Origin of the sequence: Cytobacillus solani, assembly GCF_006704205.1 — a bacterium.
Classification (GTDB): domain Bacteria; phylum Bacillota; class Bacilli; order Bacillales; family Cytobacillaceae; genus Cytobacillus; species Cytobacillus solani.
In genome coordinates, this window is the sequence record NZ_CP041305.1 from 2,858,229 (window position 1) to 2,874,688 (window position 16,460).

Below are 16,460 nucleotides of genomic sequence, written 5' to 3' on the forward strand. Positions count from 1 at the left end.
CATTCTCTCAAAATACTTATGAAACTACTATAATTTGCCTGTTAATTACATAATTCAAGTCAGGTTATGAAAATAAGAATATTTAAAAGATTAGTTTACTCAATTTGATTCACAAACAAATTGGAGGAAAGCTCAATGAATAATAATAGGATTGGATATGAATTAAGAAAATTACGTAAGAAAATGAAAATTACTCAATCAGAATTATGCAAAGGTATTTGTCATCAATCTATGTTAAGTAAAATAGAGAAAGGTGAAACCTATACATCCGCACCTATTTTATTTAATCTCTCTCAAAAGTTACACGTTGATATGGAATATTTCTTTGTAGATTCCAAGTTCGAAAACTATGATTACATTAAAGAAACCATTAATACAATTCGATTAGCAATAGGAAATAAAGATTATGAAACGGTTAAAGAGCTTGTAATACTAGAAGAAAAAAATCCTGATTTTCAAGCTCATGTTGTATTGAAACAATTTTTACTGTGGCATAAGGGAATTGTTTTACATTATGTTGATAAAAATCCATCATTAGCAATTAGGGAATTGGAGAAAGCACTTATATTAAGTAAACCCATGTCAAAAATTTTTTATATGTATTCAGATAGAGAATTTGAAATTATTAATACTCTTTCTGTTATCCATTCAGAAATTAATGAACATTAAACCGCACTAAACTACTTCGAAAATGCCAGGCTTATTTTAAAAAATCATACCTTAAAAGATGAAAAAATATTGATTCGAATTGAATATAATATGGCAAAAGTATTAACAAGACTTAAACGGTATAGGGATTCAAATAACTTGTGCGAGGAAGGAATTAAAAAATGTATCGAGATTAGCAGTATGTATTTATATGGAGAATTAACTTACCAAATCGGATATAACTATGAGTTAATCGGTAATCGAAAGACAGCGATAAAATTCTATCAAGAGTCATTAGAGATATTTAAAATAAGAACAAATAACCATTTCAATGAATACATAAAAAATAGGATTCAAAATCTTTCATAGAAAATAAAATACCTTTTACAGCAATCCAAATACCCTTTTAAAAATAAAATAGCCAAAAGGAAACAACCACTTTTTGGCTAAATATAATAATAAACTTAGTTATCCTTTTTATTAATATAAATTTTGTAATCATTTTGTACTATACTCAATTAAATGATAAGCTCTAGCTGACCATTGTTATTAATATTCACACGTTCAAAGGTATTTTCAATTGTCTGTTTGAAACTGGTACTAACCCTCATGAAGGAATTAGCAATTTTGTTAGCAATTGCACGAATTCTGGATTCCATCAATACTTTGACCTCTAATTCGCCCCCGACCACTGGTACATATAAATTAAGAAAAAAATAAGTCAATGCTTGAGTAATTCAGATCACCGGCTTTTTTATAAACAATACATACTTATAGTGACAAGGCGAAGTGGTAAAGATATGGAACGTGAGGGATTTCAGAATATGCTTAAAGCTATTCGTGAAGGTGATACCCTTTACATTAAATCTATTGATCGCTTAGGTCGTAACAAGGCACAAATTAAAGATTACTTAGAGTATTTCAAGAAAGAAGGTATTAGAGTTAAAATAATTGACCTCCCCACTATTATGCAGGATGACCAAAAGGTCAAGAATGGGTTATTGATATGATAAACAACATCATCATTGAAGTATATACTTCTATTGCAGAGCAAGAACGTGAGACATTGCTAACACGTCAAGCAGAAGGAATAGCGGAAGCAAAGACAAAAGGTAAGCACTTAGGTAGACCAGTGTTAGAACTACCTAAAGAGTGGGATAAACTTTATAAGCAATGGAAGGAAAAAGAGATTAAGGCTGTTGAATTTATGAAGTTAGTAGAAATGAAGAAGCCAGCATTTTATAAGAAGGTAAAAGAATACGAAGCTAGTCTCAAAAAAAGTTCAGGTCTATCTCTAGCCCCTTCCCTTATAATAAAATGAATTAGGAATAAATAGTAAATAGATTTTGGATGAATTGAAAGTGAATAAATAGTAATAGTTTGAAAGGTAGTCAATTAAAAGACTACCTTTTTGTATTAATAATTTTTATATTTCGAACAATTCCTCATGACAAAGCGGTAACATTTAACTATATGCGTGACTTTAGTAAAGGAGGGATTATTTTGTATAAGAAAGTTTTTATTATTTATTTTCATTTTATTATTACTAGCATCTTGTTCCAAAAATCAGCAAAAAACTTCAAATAATATAAATAACAATCAAACAAATGAGGAAGCAACTGTGTTGGTAAGGTTTTGTTAATCAAAGAATCTTATTATGATGCTGTGGTTGAAGATATAGAAGATCTTAAAGCAGAAGTGAATAAACTAAATTTCTAGTTGCAGATGTGAAGAATGGGTGACGAGCTTGGTGAAAATTGGGTAGATGATGATGGGGTTCTTTATGGAGTATGTTACGAAAACAGGGGCGAAGATTAAGTGAACTAAAGTGATAGATGTGTTTCGCTAAATGAAATAAAAGAGTAAACATGTAACTTAAAAAGCAGACACTACTATGAGTGCCTGCATAGAAGGGATTCTAAATACTTTCAAACTGAGGATATGGCTGTGAAATATAGTATTCAATTTTATTGGATTTGTCCAAGATTAATAAAAAATATGCTTGTTCACTAAATACATTAAGAATTTGTTTATAGGGCAAGGTGCGTTGTAGGTTGATTATCTTAGGATTTTTTGGGTCTTGCTCTGTAGAGCTAGATATAGGGGTAAAAAAAGATAGCTCATTATTCTATAATACCCAAAAACAAAAAATAAACACTGTTCAAAGAACTCATATGAAAAGTATTATGTGATAAGAGATTTGTCTTGCGTGGTAAAAAATCCACATATTTTAAATGTGGTGTTATTTCTAAAAGTAGAGAGTTATCTCTCCCACAAACTTGTCGTATCAATAGGTACTATTTCTAGTCCATCTACCCGTTTATGTATAATAGGGTTTTTAAAAGGGTCATAAATCTTATTGTTAGTCGAAAAACGAGCACGTACATCAACACCTAAAATACTTTTAATATTTTTATTAAAAGACAATTATTTCATCTCCTTGAAATATTATCAAATTTATTATTTGTTCAAGGTAACTAAAAAATTCGGGAACTGTTAGTAATTATTATCTTAATTAGTTAACTTAATTACCTTTTTAAAAATTTAATAAGAATTGCTATTTGCATTTGGACTGGAATCTAATAATTAGTTCATCTAATATCTGACTAAATTTTATCGTCATAGGATCTGTCAAACCTTTCTTTAAACCAGTTTTTATAAGGGCAATTCTATAAAGATGAATCTCTTTCATAAGTTCACAACAGGAACGACACATTATTCTCCTCCTTAAAAGTTAAAAGTAAAGTAATTAGACAATTATTTCAGAAAAAGGGTAATAATTGAACTACTTCGACAATAAAAGATTGTAATCGACAGAAAATGTGTTTTCGAAAAAACAAGAATAATCTAATTAATATAGGAGGGAATAGTAAATGGCAAATAAACAGGGAATGAAAATAAAGTCACTGTATTAAAGAATGAGGATATAGAAAAGTTGCCAGTTCCGCAAAGAGCGAATTTACGAGAAGCACACGAAATAATTGTGAAAAATAGATTAGTCGAAGGTAAGCGCGGATTACCAAAGTATATTGTAATCAATACAGATGAAGTTATTGAGATTTTGAAACGTCACGGTCATTGGGGTTAATCAACTTAATAAGATAAAATACTACCTTGTTGTTAAAAGGTAGTTTAAGCAGATATAACAAAAGATTTACTCATCAATAATAACGGATCACTTACTTGCTTTCTCAGAATGTTTGTTTCGGTAGAACCATTTGTAGTGCAAACGTGATATGTAGTTATTTGTAAAAATAGTGATAAAACTCCAATACCAGGACCATTTTTTATATTTAATAAGCCTAGTGTATTTTACAGCGATCACTTCTAGCAAAGTTATTATTGATGGATATAAAGCGTTATATAAAATCCTTATTATAAATTTACTTTTTTCTGGGTAATGGAGATTATACAAAACACAAAGGGCAGGATAAATAAAGTACTCAAAATCAAAACTTGATTTAATACCTTTTTTAAAGAAAAGGCGATAAGGATATTTTATCAATCCTTTTTCAACTACTATCAGACGAAATAACCAAGTTATTAATTGTTAAAAAGAAATATAACTTGTGCTTCACGTATTCTTTCTTTTGGTACAAATCGAACTAACAATATGGAAGTAATAATCCATGCAGAAATAAGTATAGTTTTGTCTTTTTTATATGCCATTGTGTTATCAGTCCCCATATAAAATAATAATTATTATTTACAAAATTTGGTTTTTATGTAAAAAAAAGAGGAAAATTTTAAAGTAGCTAATTAAGCAATAAGTTAACTAGGGGGAACATATGACGGGTTTTATTGCAAAGCAACCAAACGGATTATATTGTCATTTTTCTTCAATAGTTGATTGTCCTACTCATTACAATATGTCCAGAGAAGATTATCTAAGTAATGTTACAAGAAATGTCAGAAATAGGGATGAAGGGGAGATTATTTTACGAGACCATCTTTATCCTATTACTGAAGTGATTGATCGGTTTATTCCAAGGAATATGACTCAAACTGAATTCGATAAGTGGGTAGTGGATGTAAGTTCTCCATATGACGGAACAGGTTTTAAATGTACTTAATGATAGATGTGTATAAAAAAACAAAGTCCATGAGGATTTGGGAAATGGACTTTGTTCTTAGAAAATTATTTATTTTCAGGTGTTTGTAAGTGTAGTGGCGGTGGGATTAACCAACCTTTTTCCTTGTTAAGTTTTAAGAATTTTGCACCTAGAAGAGCTTTTGCTGTGTGAAATTGACCGAACATTAAGGCGATATCTTCACGAATGTATTGTCCAATTATTTGGCTACATGCTACAAGACCAGCAGCAATATCTTTTGAAATTGAAGCACTAATTTCAGGATCTGCAAATCTTGCTCCTACAGGGATACTTTCGAGATCAGCTGTTGGACGATCTGGGGGTGTAGGAGGGAGTCCTACTCCATTTACTTTCAGAAGCTCTTCGGTTTGGCTAATTTCCTGTTTTAAACCTTGAATTGCCTCTTCAATAAGTTTTTTGAGGTCATCATCACCTGTGTGATTAGCAAAGATTTGGTAGCCAGCATGAAGACCTTTAGCTACAGATAAGTAGCTCCAAGCACCAAAGACTTCACCATAATGCATAGGTTCATTTTGAGGGTTACCGCTTAGAATTCCCATGAAAACACTCCTTAAATTGAAAGACATTATTAGCTTTCTCCTTTTTGTTGGATATTCATATCCACAAGGATTAGTTTTCAACGGTAATTAAAAAATATACCAAAATTTGTTTGATTAGAAATTAATAAACACAAGGTAGGGGGAGTTGCATAGTGACTGAGGAAGAAATAGAAAATGCGAATGGTGATTGCGATTGCCCTCATAAACTATGGTGCCATACACCAAGACAATTCCTTCAATCTGAATGGAGAAAAAGGAATCCTAAATTAGCGATTAAAGATTGTGATTTTTATAGAATGATTGAAGAAAAATTGAAACAATAGGGGGAGTTAATTATGAGTGAAAAGTGGACATTCAATACTGATAAAGATTATTGGGATTTTGGCAGCTATGATTCTAGAAAAGAAGCGATAGAGCAAGGGCGTATTGTTATTAAAGGCGAAGACCCTGACTACTTTTGCGAAAACTCACATTTCAGTGTCGGAAAAATTGTTCCAGTCGCAATGAAGTCAATTGATGCAGAAAATATGATATTGGAACCAATCGCTGAGGATTTATATGGTGATCACGAACAAGGTGGAGTAATATCTCCGTTATTAGCCAATGTGTATCTCCATTATGTACTCGACTTATGGTTTGAGAAAGAGGGCTAGAAACAATGCAAGGGCCAGGAAGAAAGTCCAAGGTAAACTAAAAGAGTCTAAAGAATGGCTCAAGAAGAATAGAAATAAAGATATTCATATGATCATGGACAGATTTAGACGCTCGCTTATAGGTTATTACAACTATTATTGCATAACTGATAATACTCAAAATGTTAGCAACTTCAAAGACAAAATTGAGAACTTACTGTTTAAATGGCTCAATAGAAGAAGTCAAAGGAAATCCTTTACATGGGATAAATTCAGACTATTTCTTGATAAATATCCACTACCTTCTCCAAGAATTAAAGTGAATATATATGATCTAAGAAAAGAGATTAGCTACATTCTGTGAACGATGACTAGGAGGAGCCGTGTGCATTAATAGTGCAAGCACGGTTCTGTGAGGGGATGGAGTACAATTTACCGTAAGGTAGAAAGGCTCTATTCTACTCGACTTCTAAAATAAGGAAAGCGTCTTTCTTCAAAGGTTGGATTTTATTGAAGTAGAAGTCCCCATACTAGTAAAGGAGACTAATTAAGATGGATAACAGTATCGAGTATGCTGGGTTTGAGTGGGTTAAAAAAATGATTATGAGTAATTTTAAGAACTTGAAAATTAATCATATAATGCAACTTGGTGAGGGCTGGATGAGTCGTGCCTATCTGATCAATCATGAGATAGTATTTCGATTTCCAAAGGAAAAAGATGGAGCTATTGATACAGAAAAAGAAATAAAGGCGTTACCAAGCCTAAAAAAACATATTTCTCTAAAAATACCGGAATTTATTTATTGTGGGAAACAAGATAATGGTTATCCCTTTGTCGGCTACAGATTATTGTCAGGAGAGCCTATGGATGAACAGCTATTTTGCTCATTACCATTAGAAACAAAGAACAAAATCGCTCATCAAATCGCCGAGTTTATGGATCAGATCAGTTCATTCTGTGTTGAACAGGCGAAAAATTTAAATATACCTGAAACGAATTTCTATCAATATTACTTAGAGACTTTCAATGAGGTGAAGGAAAAAGCCTTTACTAAAATCAATCAAGATATGCAAACATATATTGCTTTTCGATTCGAAACATATCTAGAAGATAAAAACCATTTCAGATATTCACCTAAGCTCCTTCATGCTGATTTATCGATGGACCATTTATTATTTGATCTAAAGAGGCAAGAAATAACTGGAATCATCGATTTTGGTAACATGAAGATTGGTGACCCTGATTATGAATATTTATATTTGTTGGAAGAGTATGGAGAAACTTTTACTAAAAAAGTGATGGAACTGAGAGAGGAAGAAAACGTTCAACATAAGGACGAAAAGCTCTCTTTTTTCCTGACAGCTGATAACGTGGCACTATTATTAGTAGGACTAAAAAGAAATGATAGAGAGATGTTTGAAGAAGCAGTAGAGCTCATTCAGTGTGAAATGAATACAAACCACAAAGGATGACCGTAATTATATACGAATTTTTCTTCAAATGAAGAAAAAAGATATTGTGTGAATACGAGAACGACGATAAAGTGCAATAAATTTGAATCTGTTATTCAACAAAACCAGCTAATAGTTGTCAACATTTTTCAATAAAAAAATGAAAAATTAGATGATATACTAAAGATGAGTATGCCAAATAACCTTCCTGATTTTCATTATTGGAAGGTTTTGTTTTATGTTGTTAAATATAGTTTTTAAGCTAACTCTTGGAAGATGGTTTTGTTCTTTAAAAGTGCATAAATCAAGTGTAAAAGCTTATTAGCACAAGCAATTATTGCTACTCCTATAGGGTTTACCTTCATCGCGTTTTTTATCGTAAAACTCTCTTAATCTTTTGTTTCGAGGTATAACGGTATCGCTCGTCTTTTGTTTACGGGCATCTCGAATTCCACAGTATACAGCCATATATAATGCTTGCCTTAACCTTCTAGATCCTCTTTTAGTTATGCGATTGTTGGTCGCTGTAAACCTTCCAGAAGAGTAAACACTAGGATCTATTCCTGCAAAGGCAACTAACTTTTTAGGATGATTAAACCGATCTATTCCTCCAATTTCGGAAATGTTTGTTGCCGCAATCTTTTCTCCGATACCAGGGATAGATTGGATAATCTTATATTCTTCAATTTCTTTAGCGAGGGCATCTATTTCAGTTTCTAGTTGTGATAGATGCTCTTGATATTGAAGAACAATGGTAATAAACATCTTTAGGTTAAAAATATGGCTTTCATACAAATTGGTTTGAAAAGGATTTCGTAGTGCAACCTCAATAAGCTTTTGTGCTTTTTCTTTTGCCCACTTTTCTGAACGTCTGGTACATAACGATACAATCTTGTCAGTTAATACGGATTCAGTAGTATTTAGTACATGTTCAGAAGTAGGAAATAAGGAGAGAGTCTGTAAAGAGACTTTTGAATATAAATTACCAAAGACACCTCTATATTCAGGAAATACCTGATCTAACACTGTTAGAAGCTGTATCTTGGTTTGTGTAGAGATACTTGAAATTGTCTCTTGTTGCCTTGTAAGATTACGAAGGTTTAAGAGTTGAATACCTCTTTTCTTATACGGTTCAATTTCTTCTTTGTAGTATAGTTCGCAAAGAAGATAGGCATCGACAGCGTCTGTTTTTACCTTTCTTAAACTTGTGCTCCTTGCTCGATGAGAGATAAGGGGATTCACAATAATATAAACATATTGCTGTTCCTCCAAAAATTGAATAACAGGAGAGTGGTAATGTCCTGTTGATTCTAATATAACCGAAGGTTGCTTACCATCAGCTACTCTTTCAATCTCTTTTAAGAATCCTAATAAATTCTCAAAGCCCTCCACTGTATGTTTTATACTAAAACTTTTACGAAAAGGCTGACCCTTATCCAAGAATGCTTGTACCTGACTTTCCCCCTTAGAAACATCCAGCCCCACTACTGGATTCATCATCATCTCCTCCTTGGAAATTAAGATTAGTCGGTTGTCCCTAGGGCTGCTTGTACTGTCATAGGTTCGCTTGTTAAACGGGATCATTGTCCCAACCAGCCTGAAACATGCTTATACAAGTAGGGAGTGAACAGTTTTGCGGACGGGATCAAGTCCCACGGGCGCTACGTTCTACTCCGACTACCGCTATAATAAAACTAAATAAAAAAAATTCAACCAGTAAAAACTGGTTAAACTTATATTACGATCGGACGTGAATCTGCAGCAGGAATTATGCTATTTCTTTATGAATTTGGCCAGATTGTTTATTAACACCTTTTAAGAAAAATAGGTATTTATGTTTCTCTTTTGCTACAGAAAGTAATTTGTACTATCTAGTGTACCTTTAAAATAAAGATTGAACAAAAATACCATGAAAACCCAGATTTTACGATAAATAAAAAGAATCCATTTTGAAAAAAGATTGATCAAAATGGATTCTTACCAAGTAGATTTAAGTTTAGTTTTTATAAAAAAGTTCAATCTCTTTCGAGGTGCCTAAAGTTTATTTTCGACTGGGCTTATAAATGATATAGTGACCCCTATTACGTAGCGTGAGGGTTAAGCATTTATCTTTTTTAAAGCGGTGCAACTTTTTAAAGCATAGCTACATTATTCAAAACACCGCATCTTTTTTATAAAGTAAGGGTAAGCTTATTAAAAGCATAACAATCCCTAGTGCTAAAAAATATAGTGGCATCGCAAGGACTGTTCCGTTATGGAAAACGCTCATTCCATAGATTATAGCGCTAACGAGTAAATAATAACCTAAGCTAAATATCGCACCTGCAGAACCAATGACGTCTTGAAAGTCAATGAGCGCTAAGCTTAAACAGTTTGGTAAAGCGGTACCTGTACCAAATAAAATAATGAACACACTAACAATCATGGTTAGCATTTGTAATGAAATCGGTAAAAAATGTACCGAAGTAGCGAGCAATGTACCGATAAGCATAATGGCTAACCCGCGTACGATAATCTTTTCAGGTTTTGTGTGGCTAACGAGTCGTTTAGATAGCATTGCACCTGCGATAGAAGCTAGCGCAACGATAATGCCTAAAAAACCATACATCGCACTTGTTAGTGTAAAGTATTGCGTAAAAATAAACGGTGCTTCGGTATAATAGCTAAATAATACACCGTTAATACCGCCAATTAATACGCCGTAGCGCCATAGACGCGCATTTGTAATCATGCGCTTTACTATTGGTCGTAGAGGCTTCATTTCGATTGTAGCAAGCGCTGTTTCAGGTAAGCGTAAAAACGCATAGTAAAATACAATTGCGCTCATAGCGACTAACACCAAAAATACGACTTTAAAACCAAAATAATAATCGGTAAAGCCACCGATTAACGGGCCAATGGCAGGTGTGAAGGCAAGGGCAGCTGAAATTTGAGCGAACAATTTATGGCGCTCAACGCCAGAAAAGCTTTCGCGTAAAATTGTTTGTGTCACGACAGAGCCAACACTTGCACCAAACGCTTGAATAAAGCGCGCAACTAATAAAACCACCATTTCATTTGCTACTAAACAAAGTACGTTACCAACTAAATATAAAAACAGCCCATAAAGCATTGCCTTGCGACGACCGATTTTATCGGATAAACGCCCAAAGAAAAATACCCCGAAGGCAAAAGCGATAAAGTACACACTCATCGTAAGCTGTGCATCACTCATAGAAGTCTCAAACGCTTCTGCGATAGAAGGTAATGATGGGCTAAAAATAGTTTCACTAATTTGTGGGAAGCCTACTAATACAATCAGTAATAATAAGCTAGGTGTTTTGTTTCCGATGTTTTTCTTCAAAATAATCCTCTCCTAGATATTTATAGGTTTGAAAGAAAAACATCGTAGCTTGGGAAATGGCGGCTTCACGAGTTTAATTTTTTCTAAATCACTCATGAATTCACTTCCTTCTAATTAAAAATACATAGAATATTATACAATCCAAAGGGGTGAAATGGTACAACTTATTTATAAACGGTATAACTTTGTTTAAAACAGTACATCTTTTTAATAAACGGTACGACTTTATTTCAAACCTACATCTACGTTTGCCCTCATTAATAAGTTTAGATTTTGCTATCAAGTAATCTGTTTCTGTAGAGTAAAAGACTTTTAAATAAGAAGTGTTCATATTAAAACCACTTAAAACTTCTCCTTTTAACTTTTAATGCTTTGTTCAGTGAACATTTTCATACCTTTTCTCAGCAATAAACTCCTCAATTAAAAATCTTACTAACATAAAAAACCACTCCTCATTAGAATATAGAGTAGTGGTTAGCAAAGTTTTAATTAGTTAGCTATTAAGGCTACTACACAAAATACTTCTTAATAAGCTACAAAACGTTGATATAATAGCCTGTATGGAGCATAGGGGGCTCGAACCCCTGACCTCAGCAGCCACGCCAGTTAAAGAAAATTGCTTATGCATTGACTGAGTGGAAATTAAAAACAGTAGTGGAAGCGCACGAAGAACGTGGATGGGTGCAGGCAAGTGAATTTAAAAAGCACGGATATGGCCTTGGATGCTTAATGATCTGGGGCAAAGATAGGGAAGTGCAGCTATGAACTGTCCGGTATGTAATCGCCCGTTAAAGAGCAAAAAAAGTCTATCTAAGGGAATCGGTCCAGTATGCGAAATTAAAGTGAAAAAGTTGGAAAATAGTCCTCCAGAGGGTCAAATAACAATTGATGAACTACTTGATAAGCAGTCAGTAAAGGATGAAATTTATGCAAAGGATGTCGCATAAGCAATATCGCAAAAAGAAACAATCAACACCTAAGTACGGAAATAAAAAAACAGTGGTAGATGGGATCACATTTGATTCACAAGCAGAGTCCATCTACTACAACCAACTAAAATACTTAAAACATACTAAGCAAATTAAGGATTTCAAGTTACAGCCAAGGTACCTACTTCAAGATAGTTTCAAAAAGAACGGAAAGACTTATCGGAAGATTGAGTATATTGCAGACTTTGAGATTACTAATTTGGACGGTAGTACTCAAATAATTGATATAAAAGGTGCAATCACAAAGGAATTTGCAATCAAGCAAAAGCTTTTTGAACTAAAGTACATGGATTCAATTACTCTCTTGAAATATAAAAATGGTCAATTTGTGGAGGTGTAAAGAACAATCCGATGAATGCCCAACACTTTAAAGAGTTGATTAATTCAGTTTGTAAGACCACTAATTTTCCAAAATATAAGGTTGCTATTTTTATGGGTATTGCCATACAGACTATTAATAAATGGGAATGTGAAGGTGTTCCAGTTCGGATAAAACCATATGTAATGTCTGTGTTAAGAAAAGTCTTATTTGCGAAAAAGAGTGAGATTCACAAAATTAAATAAGGAGTGAGAACGTTGAAAACCGTTCAGCCAATACGTGACATTGCAATGATTGCGGCTATGAAAGATGTTCTGATGAAACAACATTATCGCAACTATTTCTTGTTTGTATTAGGCATTAACACTGGACTACGCATTAGTGACCTTCTCGCATTAAGAGTAGGAGATGTAAGGGGTAAAAGCCATATCATCATTACTGAGCAGAAAACAGGGAAGTTAAAACGGTTTAAGATCAATAACGAGCTCCAGCAGCATATCAGCAAGTTTACGATTAACAAGAATACGGCAACATATCTTTTCCAGTCAAGAAGGGGTCAAGATCGCATACACAGGGTTCAGGCATGGAAGATACTCAACGCCGCAGCTCAAGAGGTCGGATTGAGTGAGATAGGTACTCACACCCTTAGAAAGACATTTGGATATCACTTTTACCAAAAGTACAAGGACGTCGCGGTCTTACAGCAGATATTTAACCATAGTAGTCCTGCGGTGACAATGAGGTATATCGGGATTAACCAGGACATTATGGATGAAGCTGTTGATGGGTTTAGTTTATAGATTTTGTATTATGTTTCTTATAAATTGGAGGGAATTAAAATGATCAAAGTTGTTATTCGGCATGTTGCTTGGGAAGAGGGAGTCGAAATTGGAGAGTTTCCACCAAGTGAAATTAAAAGCTTAGTAAAGTTGGTAGAAGAGTTTGGCATATTTACTGAAGAAGGGAATGAGGATTTATTAGACTATTCTTATGAAAGTTCTAGACTAGATATAGATCAACAATTTTTTGAAATTGCTGTAAGTTAGAGAGTATTCATAAAATTCAATAAAATGAAAGATTTATATTGAGGATTAGAATACTAAAGTTCATTGCTATCACAAGTATCTCCATGAAACGCATAACTGTTTTAGCACCTCTTCCATTATGATATTAAAATTTGAACTGTCTTTTTGTTTTCTAAACTAGCTCAGAATATTTATCTATATGAGTGTATCAATATAACTTAACAAGATTCTGACTACTACCTTAACTTTTCATTAACAATTATTGTAATAGGTAAATCAGGAGTAAGGTTCTTGTGTTAAGATATTTTTGGAGAATTTTGGATAAAGACACTATACTTTTTATTTTGGAGGCGAATAAATTGTATTTACATATGTTAACGTATCTTTTCCCTTTGTGCTTTCTGCTGTATCAAATTATTATAGATTTTGTTCCACTTTTTCCGTTCAATGATGTTCAATCAAGGGATAAGAGACTTCGAAAATTTGAGGTATTAGGAAATTATCCACCAGTTCTACTTATTACATTTTGTTTTTACTTCAACCACAGTATTAGTCTATGGATTGGCTATGTCCTTGTTTTAATTACTATGCTCATGCATGTATTTACATGGTGGATACCGTATTTATTCGGATTTCCAAATTCCGTTCGGTCAGACTACCAAAAATATTTCTCTAGAACATACAAGTTCTTACCACCTATAAAAAATCATATTATCCCTGATGCTGAGCATGTTGGTGTGGGACTATTATTACTTATCATTATTATTGTTCAGAGCATATACATGTTTTGGGTGTAATTGCTAACAAACATTTAGTTTTGAAAAATTAGAGGGGAGTCGTAGAAAAAACGATATCGTTCTGATTTTCTAGATAAGTGATTATATATTAATACTTTTTTAAATAAAGAGCTCTAGGATCTATCATTTTTCCTCAACAGTCTGAAACGTTCTTTTCGGTTTAATGATTACACTGCATATAATAAATCCCTTATATGAAACTAAAGAGTAAAAATGTAAATTAAAAAAAAGAGCCATTTACGGCTCGGAAGCAAACTGATTGGCAAAGGATATTCTGTTCAGATTATTATATGTAGTTTTCCAAGAAGTGATTAAGGACAAGCTGGCAGAAAATTTTTGTACAAGGCAAGCTTTGTTGTTAAAGGATTTGGGTAATTGCTGACTTGCCTTGTTGAGCTAGTTATAGGGGATTGATAGATAGCTCATTAATTTAAAATACCCAAAATCTAAAAAAGAAATACAGTTAGAAAAATAATATTGAAACAACTTAAGCAAAGGTATTCGTAAAAAGTTTATGAAATTATTTATAACTACAATAACACCCTCAATTGGGTGCTATCGGAAAGGTGTGAATTTTAATGACACACCATAATAATATGCGCAAAAAGGAATAAATGTGTAGGCGATTTTGAAAACATGTTAAGCAGCGAGTTGTGCGCCCATAAGGGCAGCTAAAAATTCACTGTTTGGCAACAGTGTAGGTTAAAATTCACAGTTTAAAACCTATCATCACCCACCTTATCCGAAAAGGAAACTGGACGGGGAGTGTAGCATGGTGTGGAAAGCCGTAAGTTGACTAGTGTCTAAGTCACGACTGAATGGCTAGATGAAAATTGTAAACAAGGAAGAAAGCTAAACTGCTTGAACGATAGTCTAAGAGCGATGATGCTTGCGTGTAGCGAAAGGATACTGAAACGCTATATGGGTAAAGGCGAAATAATGAAACTCGGTATGGAGCCAAGTGAATTTTATCCACTCAACTGCCATAAGCAGAAACAGACGAAAGTCGCTTCCGACATTACAAAAGCTATGTTTTTATCTGTCTAAATGGGGATTACCTAAGTTGGAAAGCCTTTTGAGGCTATGATAGTTGTATCTGAATATCCAATAGGGTAACGGAGTTTCCGTAGTAGTCCGAGATAGGGAAAGCCTATTACATGGCAAAGGGAAACAGCTTGTCTAGTTTAATACAACAAAGGTTAATGCGTGAGGCATTATAAAAATCTTTAATAAGTATTAAACACTTCAAATTGATTGACAAGTGGAGAGCCGTATACATTGAGAGGTGTACGTACGGTTCGGAGGAGAGCGTTTGGAAACCTATCATAGTAATATGACAAGGCGCTGGGCGCTTATCCTACTAGTAGTTGACTGAAAAAGAGTTATAAGGAGGAAATCGTATTGGATGCGAAAAAAATGAGTGAACTATTGGAAGGATATGAACAAAAAGCATATGCAGAAGGATTTGGGCAAGATTGGCTTACTGACGTAGGTGAAAATCTTAAAATTTATATGATAGATTGCCAAAACAACGGGGTACAACCAAGCTTTGAAGGTCTAATGAAATGGATTACTGATTTACATGTTAAGGCAATGGCTTAACGAAACTGGATGATAGACCAATTAATTTAAATTGAACAAGGCAGAGTTGAATGAAATATTGGTTAGATTCCCGCCTTATTCATAACTTAATTCTAAATCCTTAAAACATTAGTATTGAATCCAACAATTATGATCCCTACACTCTAAAGGATTTACTTCACCGGCAGCTGAAGCAGGAGAAACAATTGATACCGTAAGTATGGAAACTAACCCAAGTCTCACAAACCATTTTTTCATGATTTCACCCCCTTTGTATAAATCTGTAATTATATTAACAGGAAAAGGAAGTTAGATATAGTTAATTATGTATATTCTGAAAAAACGGTTATTTATTACTATAAGTAAATAAAAGATAGATCAGTTGATAAGGAGGAAAGAGGATGTTAAAAGTTGTAATTCGACATATTGATGAAGAAGAAGGAAAAGCATTAGGTGAGTTTTCTCCTGAAAGAGTAGACGCATTGGTTGAATTAGTGAAGACCTATGGAGTATGGGAAAATGGTTCAGAACAAGAAGAAAAGTATGAGTATTGCGATTCACAATTCGAAGTGTCAACTGGCGTTTTTGAAATCATATACCAGTAAATAAACACAAGGTAGGGAAGATGATTACGAAGAACCTTCCCCTTTATGTGAATCTAGAGCGTAATTACACCTATGTTAATACTAAATCAGTTTACGCTTTTTTACTTCTGATTCAAGTGTCATTAATAGAGTTTCAGTTTCGTGTTGATTAGTATTTTTACTAGATTCCCGATATCTAAGAACGCTTCTATACATGTTAAGAACAACTATATCTGAAAATTCTTTGATATATTCAGTAATCTTCATATTTAAACTACCTCCTTCCTTACGGGGAAGGTTCCTCGAAGATCATTATAAAGGTAGTGGAAGTCTAAAAATGAAGTAGGAGACTATTTAAAATCAGACCAGTTGGAGGCGTTAGACGGATTTGTTAAAGAGCATTTTAAAGGTAACCCAGTGGTTTTGGTTACACCGAAAT

At 33.5% G+C, this 16,460-nt stretch carries 20 protein-coding genes and 3 pseudogenes; 14 read left to right on the top strand and 9 right to left on the bottom strand.

The features are described from left to right. Positions 1–135: 135 nt before the first annotated feature. Together FI644_RS14235 and FI644_RS14240 are read left to right on the top strand one after the other, a co-directional pair. Entirely contained in the window at positions 136–669 is a 534-nt protein-coding gene (locus tag FI644_RS14235) for a helix-turn-helix domain-containing protein (protein WP_053474566.1), read from the top strand. 66 nt (positions 670–735) lie between these two features. Next, entirely contained in the window at positions 736–1,017 is a 282-nt protein-coding gene (locus tag FI644_RS14240; protein ID WP_286676681.1) for a tetratricopeptide repeat protein, read from the top strand. A gap of 149 nt (positions 1,018–1,166) precedes the next feature. Here the strand turns inward: FI644_RS14240 and FI644_RS26345 are convergent, their stop codons facing one another. Next, positions 1,167–1,310, bottom strand: coding sequence for a hypothetical protein (locus tag FI644_RS26345; RefSeq protein WP_156319078.1), 144 nt, complete (start codon positions 1,308–1,310; stop codon positions 1,167–1,169). 104 nt (positions 1,311–1,414) lie between these two features. On the opposite strand from FI644_RS26345, the pseudogene FI644_RS27385 reads away from it, so the two are divergent. Continuing rightward, positions 1,415–1,969: pseudogene (locus FI644_RS27385) on the top strand (recombinase family protein); the annotation flags it as partial. 941 nt (positions 1,970–2,910) lie between these two features. On the opposite strand, the gene FI644_RS26350 reads toward FI644_RS27385, so the two are convergent. The 3 genes from FI644_RS26350 to FI644_RS27240 all read right to left on the bottom strand — a co-directional run bounded on the left by FI644_RS26350 (position 2,911) and on the right by FI644_RS27240 (position 4,153). Continuing rightward, complete coding sequence (locus FI644_RS26350; RefSeq protein WP_172797667.1) at positions 2,911–3,075, bottom strand: hypothetical protein; 165 nt, start codon at positions 3,073–3,075, stop codon at positions 2,911–2,913. 130 nt (positions 3,076–3,205) lie between these two features. Further along, positions 3,206–3,364: an aspartyl-phosphate phosphatase Spo0E family protein gene (locus FI644_RS27150; protein WP_075209213.1), complete on the bottom strand. Its 159-nt coding sequence runs from the start codon at positions 3,362–3,364 to the stop codon at positions 3,206–3,208. Between the two features lie 459 nt (positions 3,365–3,823). Further along, positions 3,824–4,153: a CBO0543 family protein gene (locus tag FI644_RS27240; RefSeq protein ID WP_281176515.1), complete on the bottom strand. Its 330-nt coding sequence runs from the start codon at positions 4,151–4,153 to the stop codon at positions 3,824–3,826. 283 nt (positions 4,154–4,436) lie between these two features. Between FI644_RS27240 and FI644_RS14260 the strand changes: the two genes are divergently transcribed. Continuing rightward, on the top strand, positions 4,437–4,721 hold the full coding sequence (locus tag FI644_RS14260; RefSeq protein ID WP_053474568.1) for a hypothetical protein: 285 nt from the start codon (positions 4,437–4,439) through the stop codon (positions 4,719–4,721). A 65-nt stretch (positions 4,722–4,786) separates the two neighbouring features. Here FI644_RS14260 and FI644_RS14265 read toward each other — a convergent pair whose 3' ends face one another. Beyond that, positions 4,787–5,299, bottom strand: coding sequence for a DUF3231 family protein (locus FI644_RS14265; protein ID WP_053474569.1), 513 nt, complete (start codon positions 5,297–5,299; stop codon positions 4,787–4,789). Between the two features lie 152 nt (positions 5,300–5,451). On the opposite strand from FI644_RS14265, the gene FI644_RS26355 reads away from it, so the two are divergent. The 4 genes from FI644_RS26355 to FI644_RS14275 all read left to right on the top strand — a co-directional run bounded on the left by FI644_RS26355 (position 5,452) and on the right by FI644_RS14275 (position 7,404). Next, on the top strand, positions 5,452–5,622 hold the full coding sequence (locus FI644_RS26355) for a hypothetical protein (RefSeq protein WP_156319079.1): 171 nt from the start codon (positions 5,452–5,454) through the stop codon (positions 5,620–5,622). Positions 5,623–5,634: 12 nt separating this feature from the next. After that, entirely contained in the window at positions 5,635–5,952 is a 318-nt protein-coding gene (locus FI644_RS26895; RefSeq protein WP_246066952.1) for a hypothetical protein, read from the top strand. Between the two features lie 94 nt (positions 5,953–6,046). After that, a complete protein-coding gene (locus FI644_RS26900) occupies positions 6,047–6,295 on the top strand; it encodes a group II intron maturase-specific domain-containing protein (protein ID WP_231690019.1) in 249 nt (82 codons plus the stop codon). Between the two features lie 188 nt (positions 6,296–6,483). Then, on the top strand, positions 6,484–7,404 hold the full coding sequence (locus FI644_RS14275; protein WP_142108534.1) for a phosphotransferase family protein: 921 nt from the start codon (positions 6,484–6,486) through the stop codon (positions 7,402–7,404). 236 nt (positions 7,405–7,640) lie between these two features. Here FI644_RS14275 and FI644_RS14280 read toward each other — a convergent pair. Further along, positions 7,641–8,880, bottom strand: a pseudogene (locus FI644_RS14280) (IS110 family RNA-guided transposase). A gap of 655 nt (positions 8,881–9,535) precedes the next feature. Beyond that, positions 9,536–10,726, bottom strand: coding sequence for a multidrug effflux MFS transporter (locus tag FI644_RS14285; RefSeq protein WP_142108535.1), 1,191 nt, complete (start codon positions 10,724–10,726; stop codon positions 9,536–9,538). A gap of 761 nt (positions 10,727–11,487) precedes the next feature. Here FI644_RS14285 and FI644_RS14290 point away from each other — a divergent pair. The 5 genes and pseudogenes from FI644_RS14290 to FI644_RS14310 all read left to right on the top strand — a co-directional run bounded on the left by FI644_RS14290 (position 11,488) and on the right by FI644_RS14310 (position 15,458). Then, positions 11,488–11,673: a DUF6011 domain-containing protein gene (locus tag FI644_RS14290; protein ID WP_142108536.1), complete on the top strand. Its 186-nt coding sequence runs from the start codon at positions 11,488–11,490 to the stop codon at positions 11,671–11,673. Next, a pseudogene (locus tag FI644_RS14295) lies at positions 11,663–12,022 on the top strand (DUF1064 domain-containing protein); the annotation flags it as partial. The gene FI644_RS14290 and the pseudogene FI644_RS14295, both read left to right, overlap by 11 nt. A 269-nt stretch (positions 12,023–12,291) precedes the next feature. Further along, positions 12,292–12,834 carry a site-specific integrase gene (locus FI644_RS14300; protein ID WP_142108537.1) on the top strand — a complete coding sequence of 181 codons (543 nt, stop codon included), beginning with the start codon at positions 12,292–12,294 and terminating at the stop codon, positions 12,832–12,834. 39 nt (positions 12,835–12,873) lie between these two features. After that, the gene (locus tag FI644_RS14305; RefSeq protein WP_142108538.1) at positions 12,874–13,080 is read left to right on the top strand and encodes a hypothetical protein; all 207 of its coding nucleotides are present in this window, start codon (positions 12,874–12,876) and stop codon (positions 13,078–13,080) included. A gap of 2,177 nt (positions 13,081–15,257) precedes the next feature. Further along, positions 15,258–15,458 (top strand): hypothetical protein, encoded by a 201-nt coding sequence (locus FI644_RS14310; RefSeq protein WP_053474578.1) that lies wholly within the window; start codon positions 15,258–15,260, stop codon positions 15,456–15,458. 108 nt (positions 15,459–15,566) lie between these two features. Here FI644_RS14310 and FI644_RS27155 read toward each other — a convergent pair whose 3' ends face one another. Beyond that, positions 15,567–15,695 (bottom strand): hypothetical protein, encoded by a 129-nt coding sequence (locus FI644_RS27155; RefSeq protein ID WP_256376261.1) that lies wholly within the window; start codon positions 15,693–15,695, stop codon positions 15,567–15,569. Positions 15,696–15,838: 143 nt separating this feature from the next. Between FI644_RS27155 and FI644_RS14315 the strand changes: the two genes are divergently transcribed. Next, the gene (locus tag FI644_RS14315) at positions 15,839–16,042 is read left to right on the top strand and encodes a hypothetical protein (RefSeq protein WP_053474579.1); all 204 of its coding nucleotides are present in this window, start codon (positions 15,839–15,841) and stop codon (positions 16,040–16,042) included. A gap of 81 nt (positions 16,043–16,123) precedes the next feature. On the opposite strand, the gene FI644_RS26360 is transcribed toward FI644_RS14315, so the two are convergent. Further along, positions 16,124–16,288, bottom strand: a complete 165-nt coding sequence (locus FI644_RS26360; protein ID WP_156319080.1) for a hypothetical protein — start codon at positions 16,286–16,288, stop codon at positions 16,124–16,126. Positions 16,289–16,460: the final 172 nt, after the last annotated feature.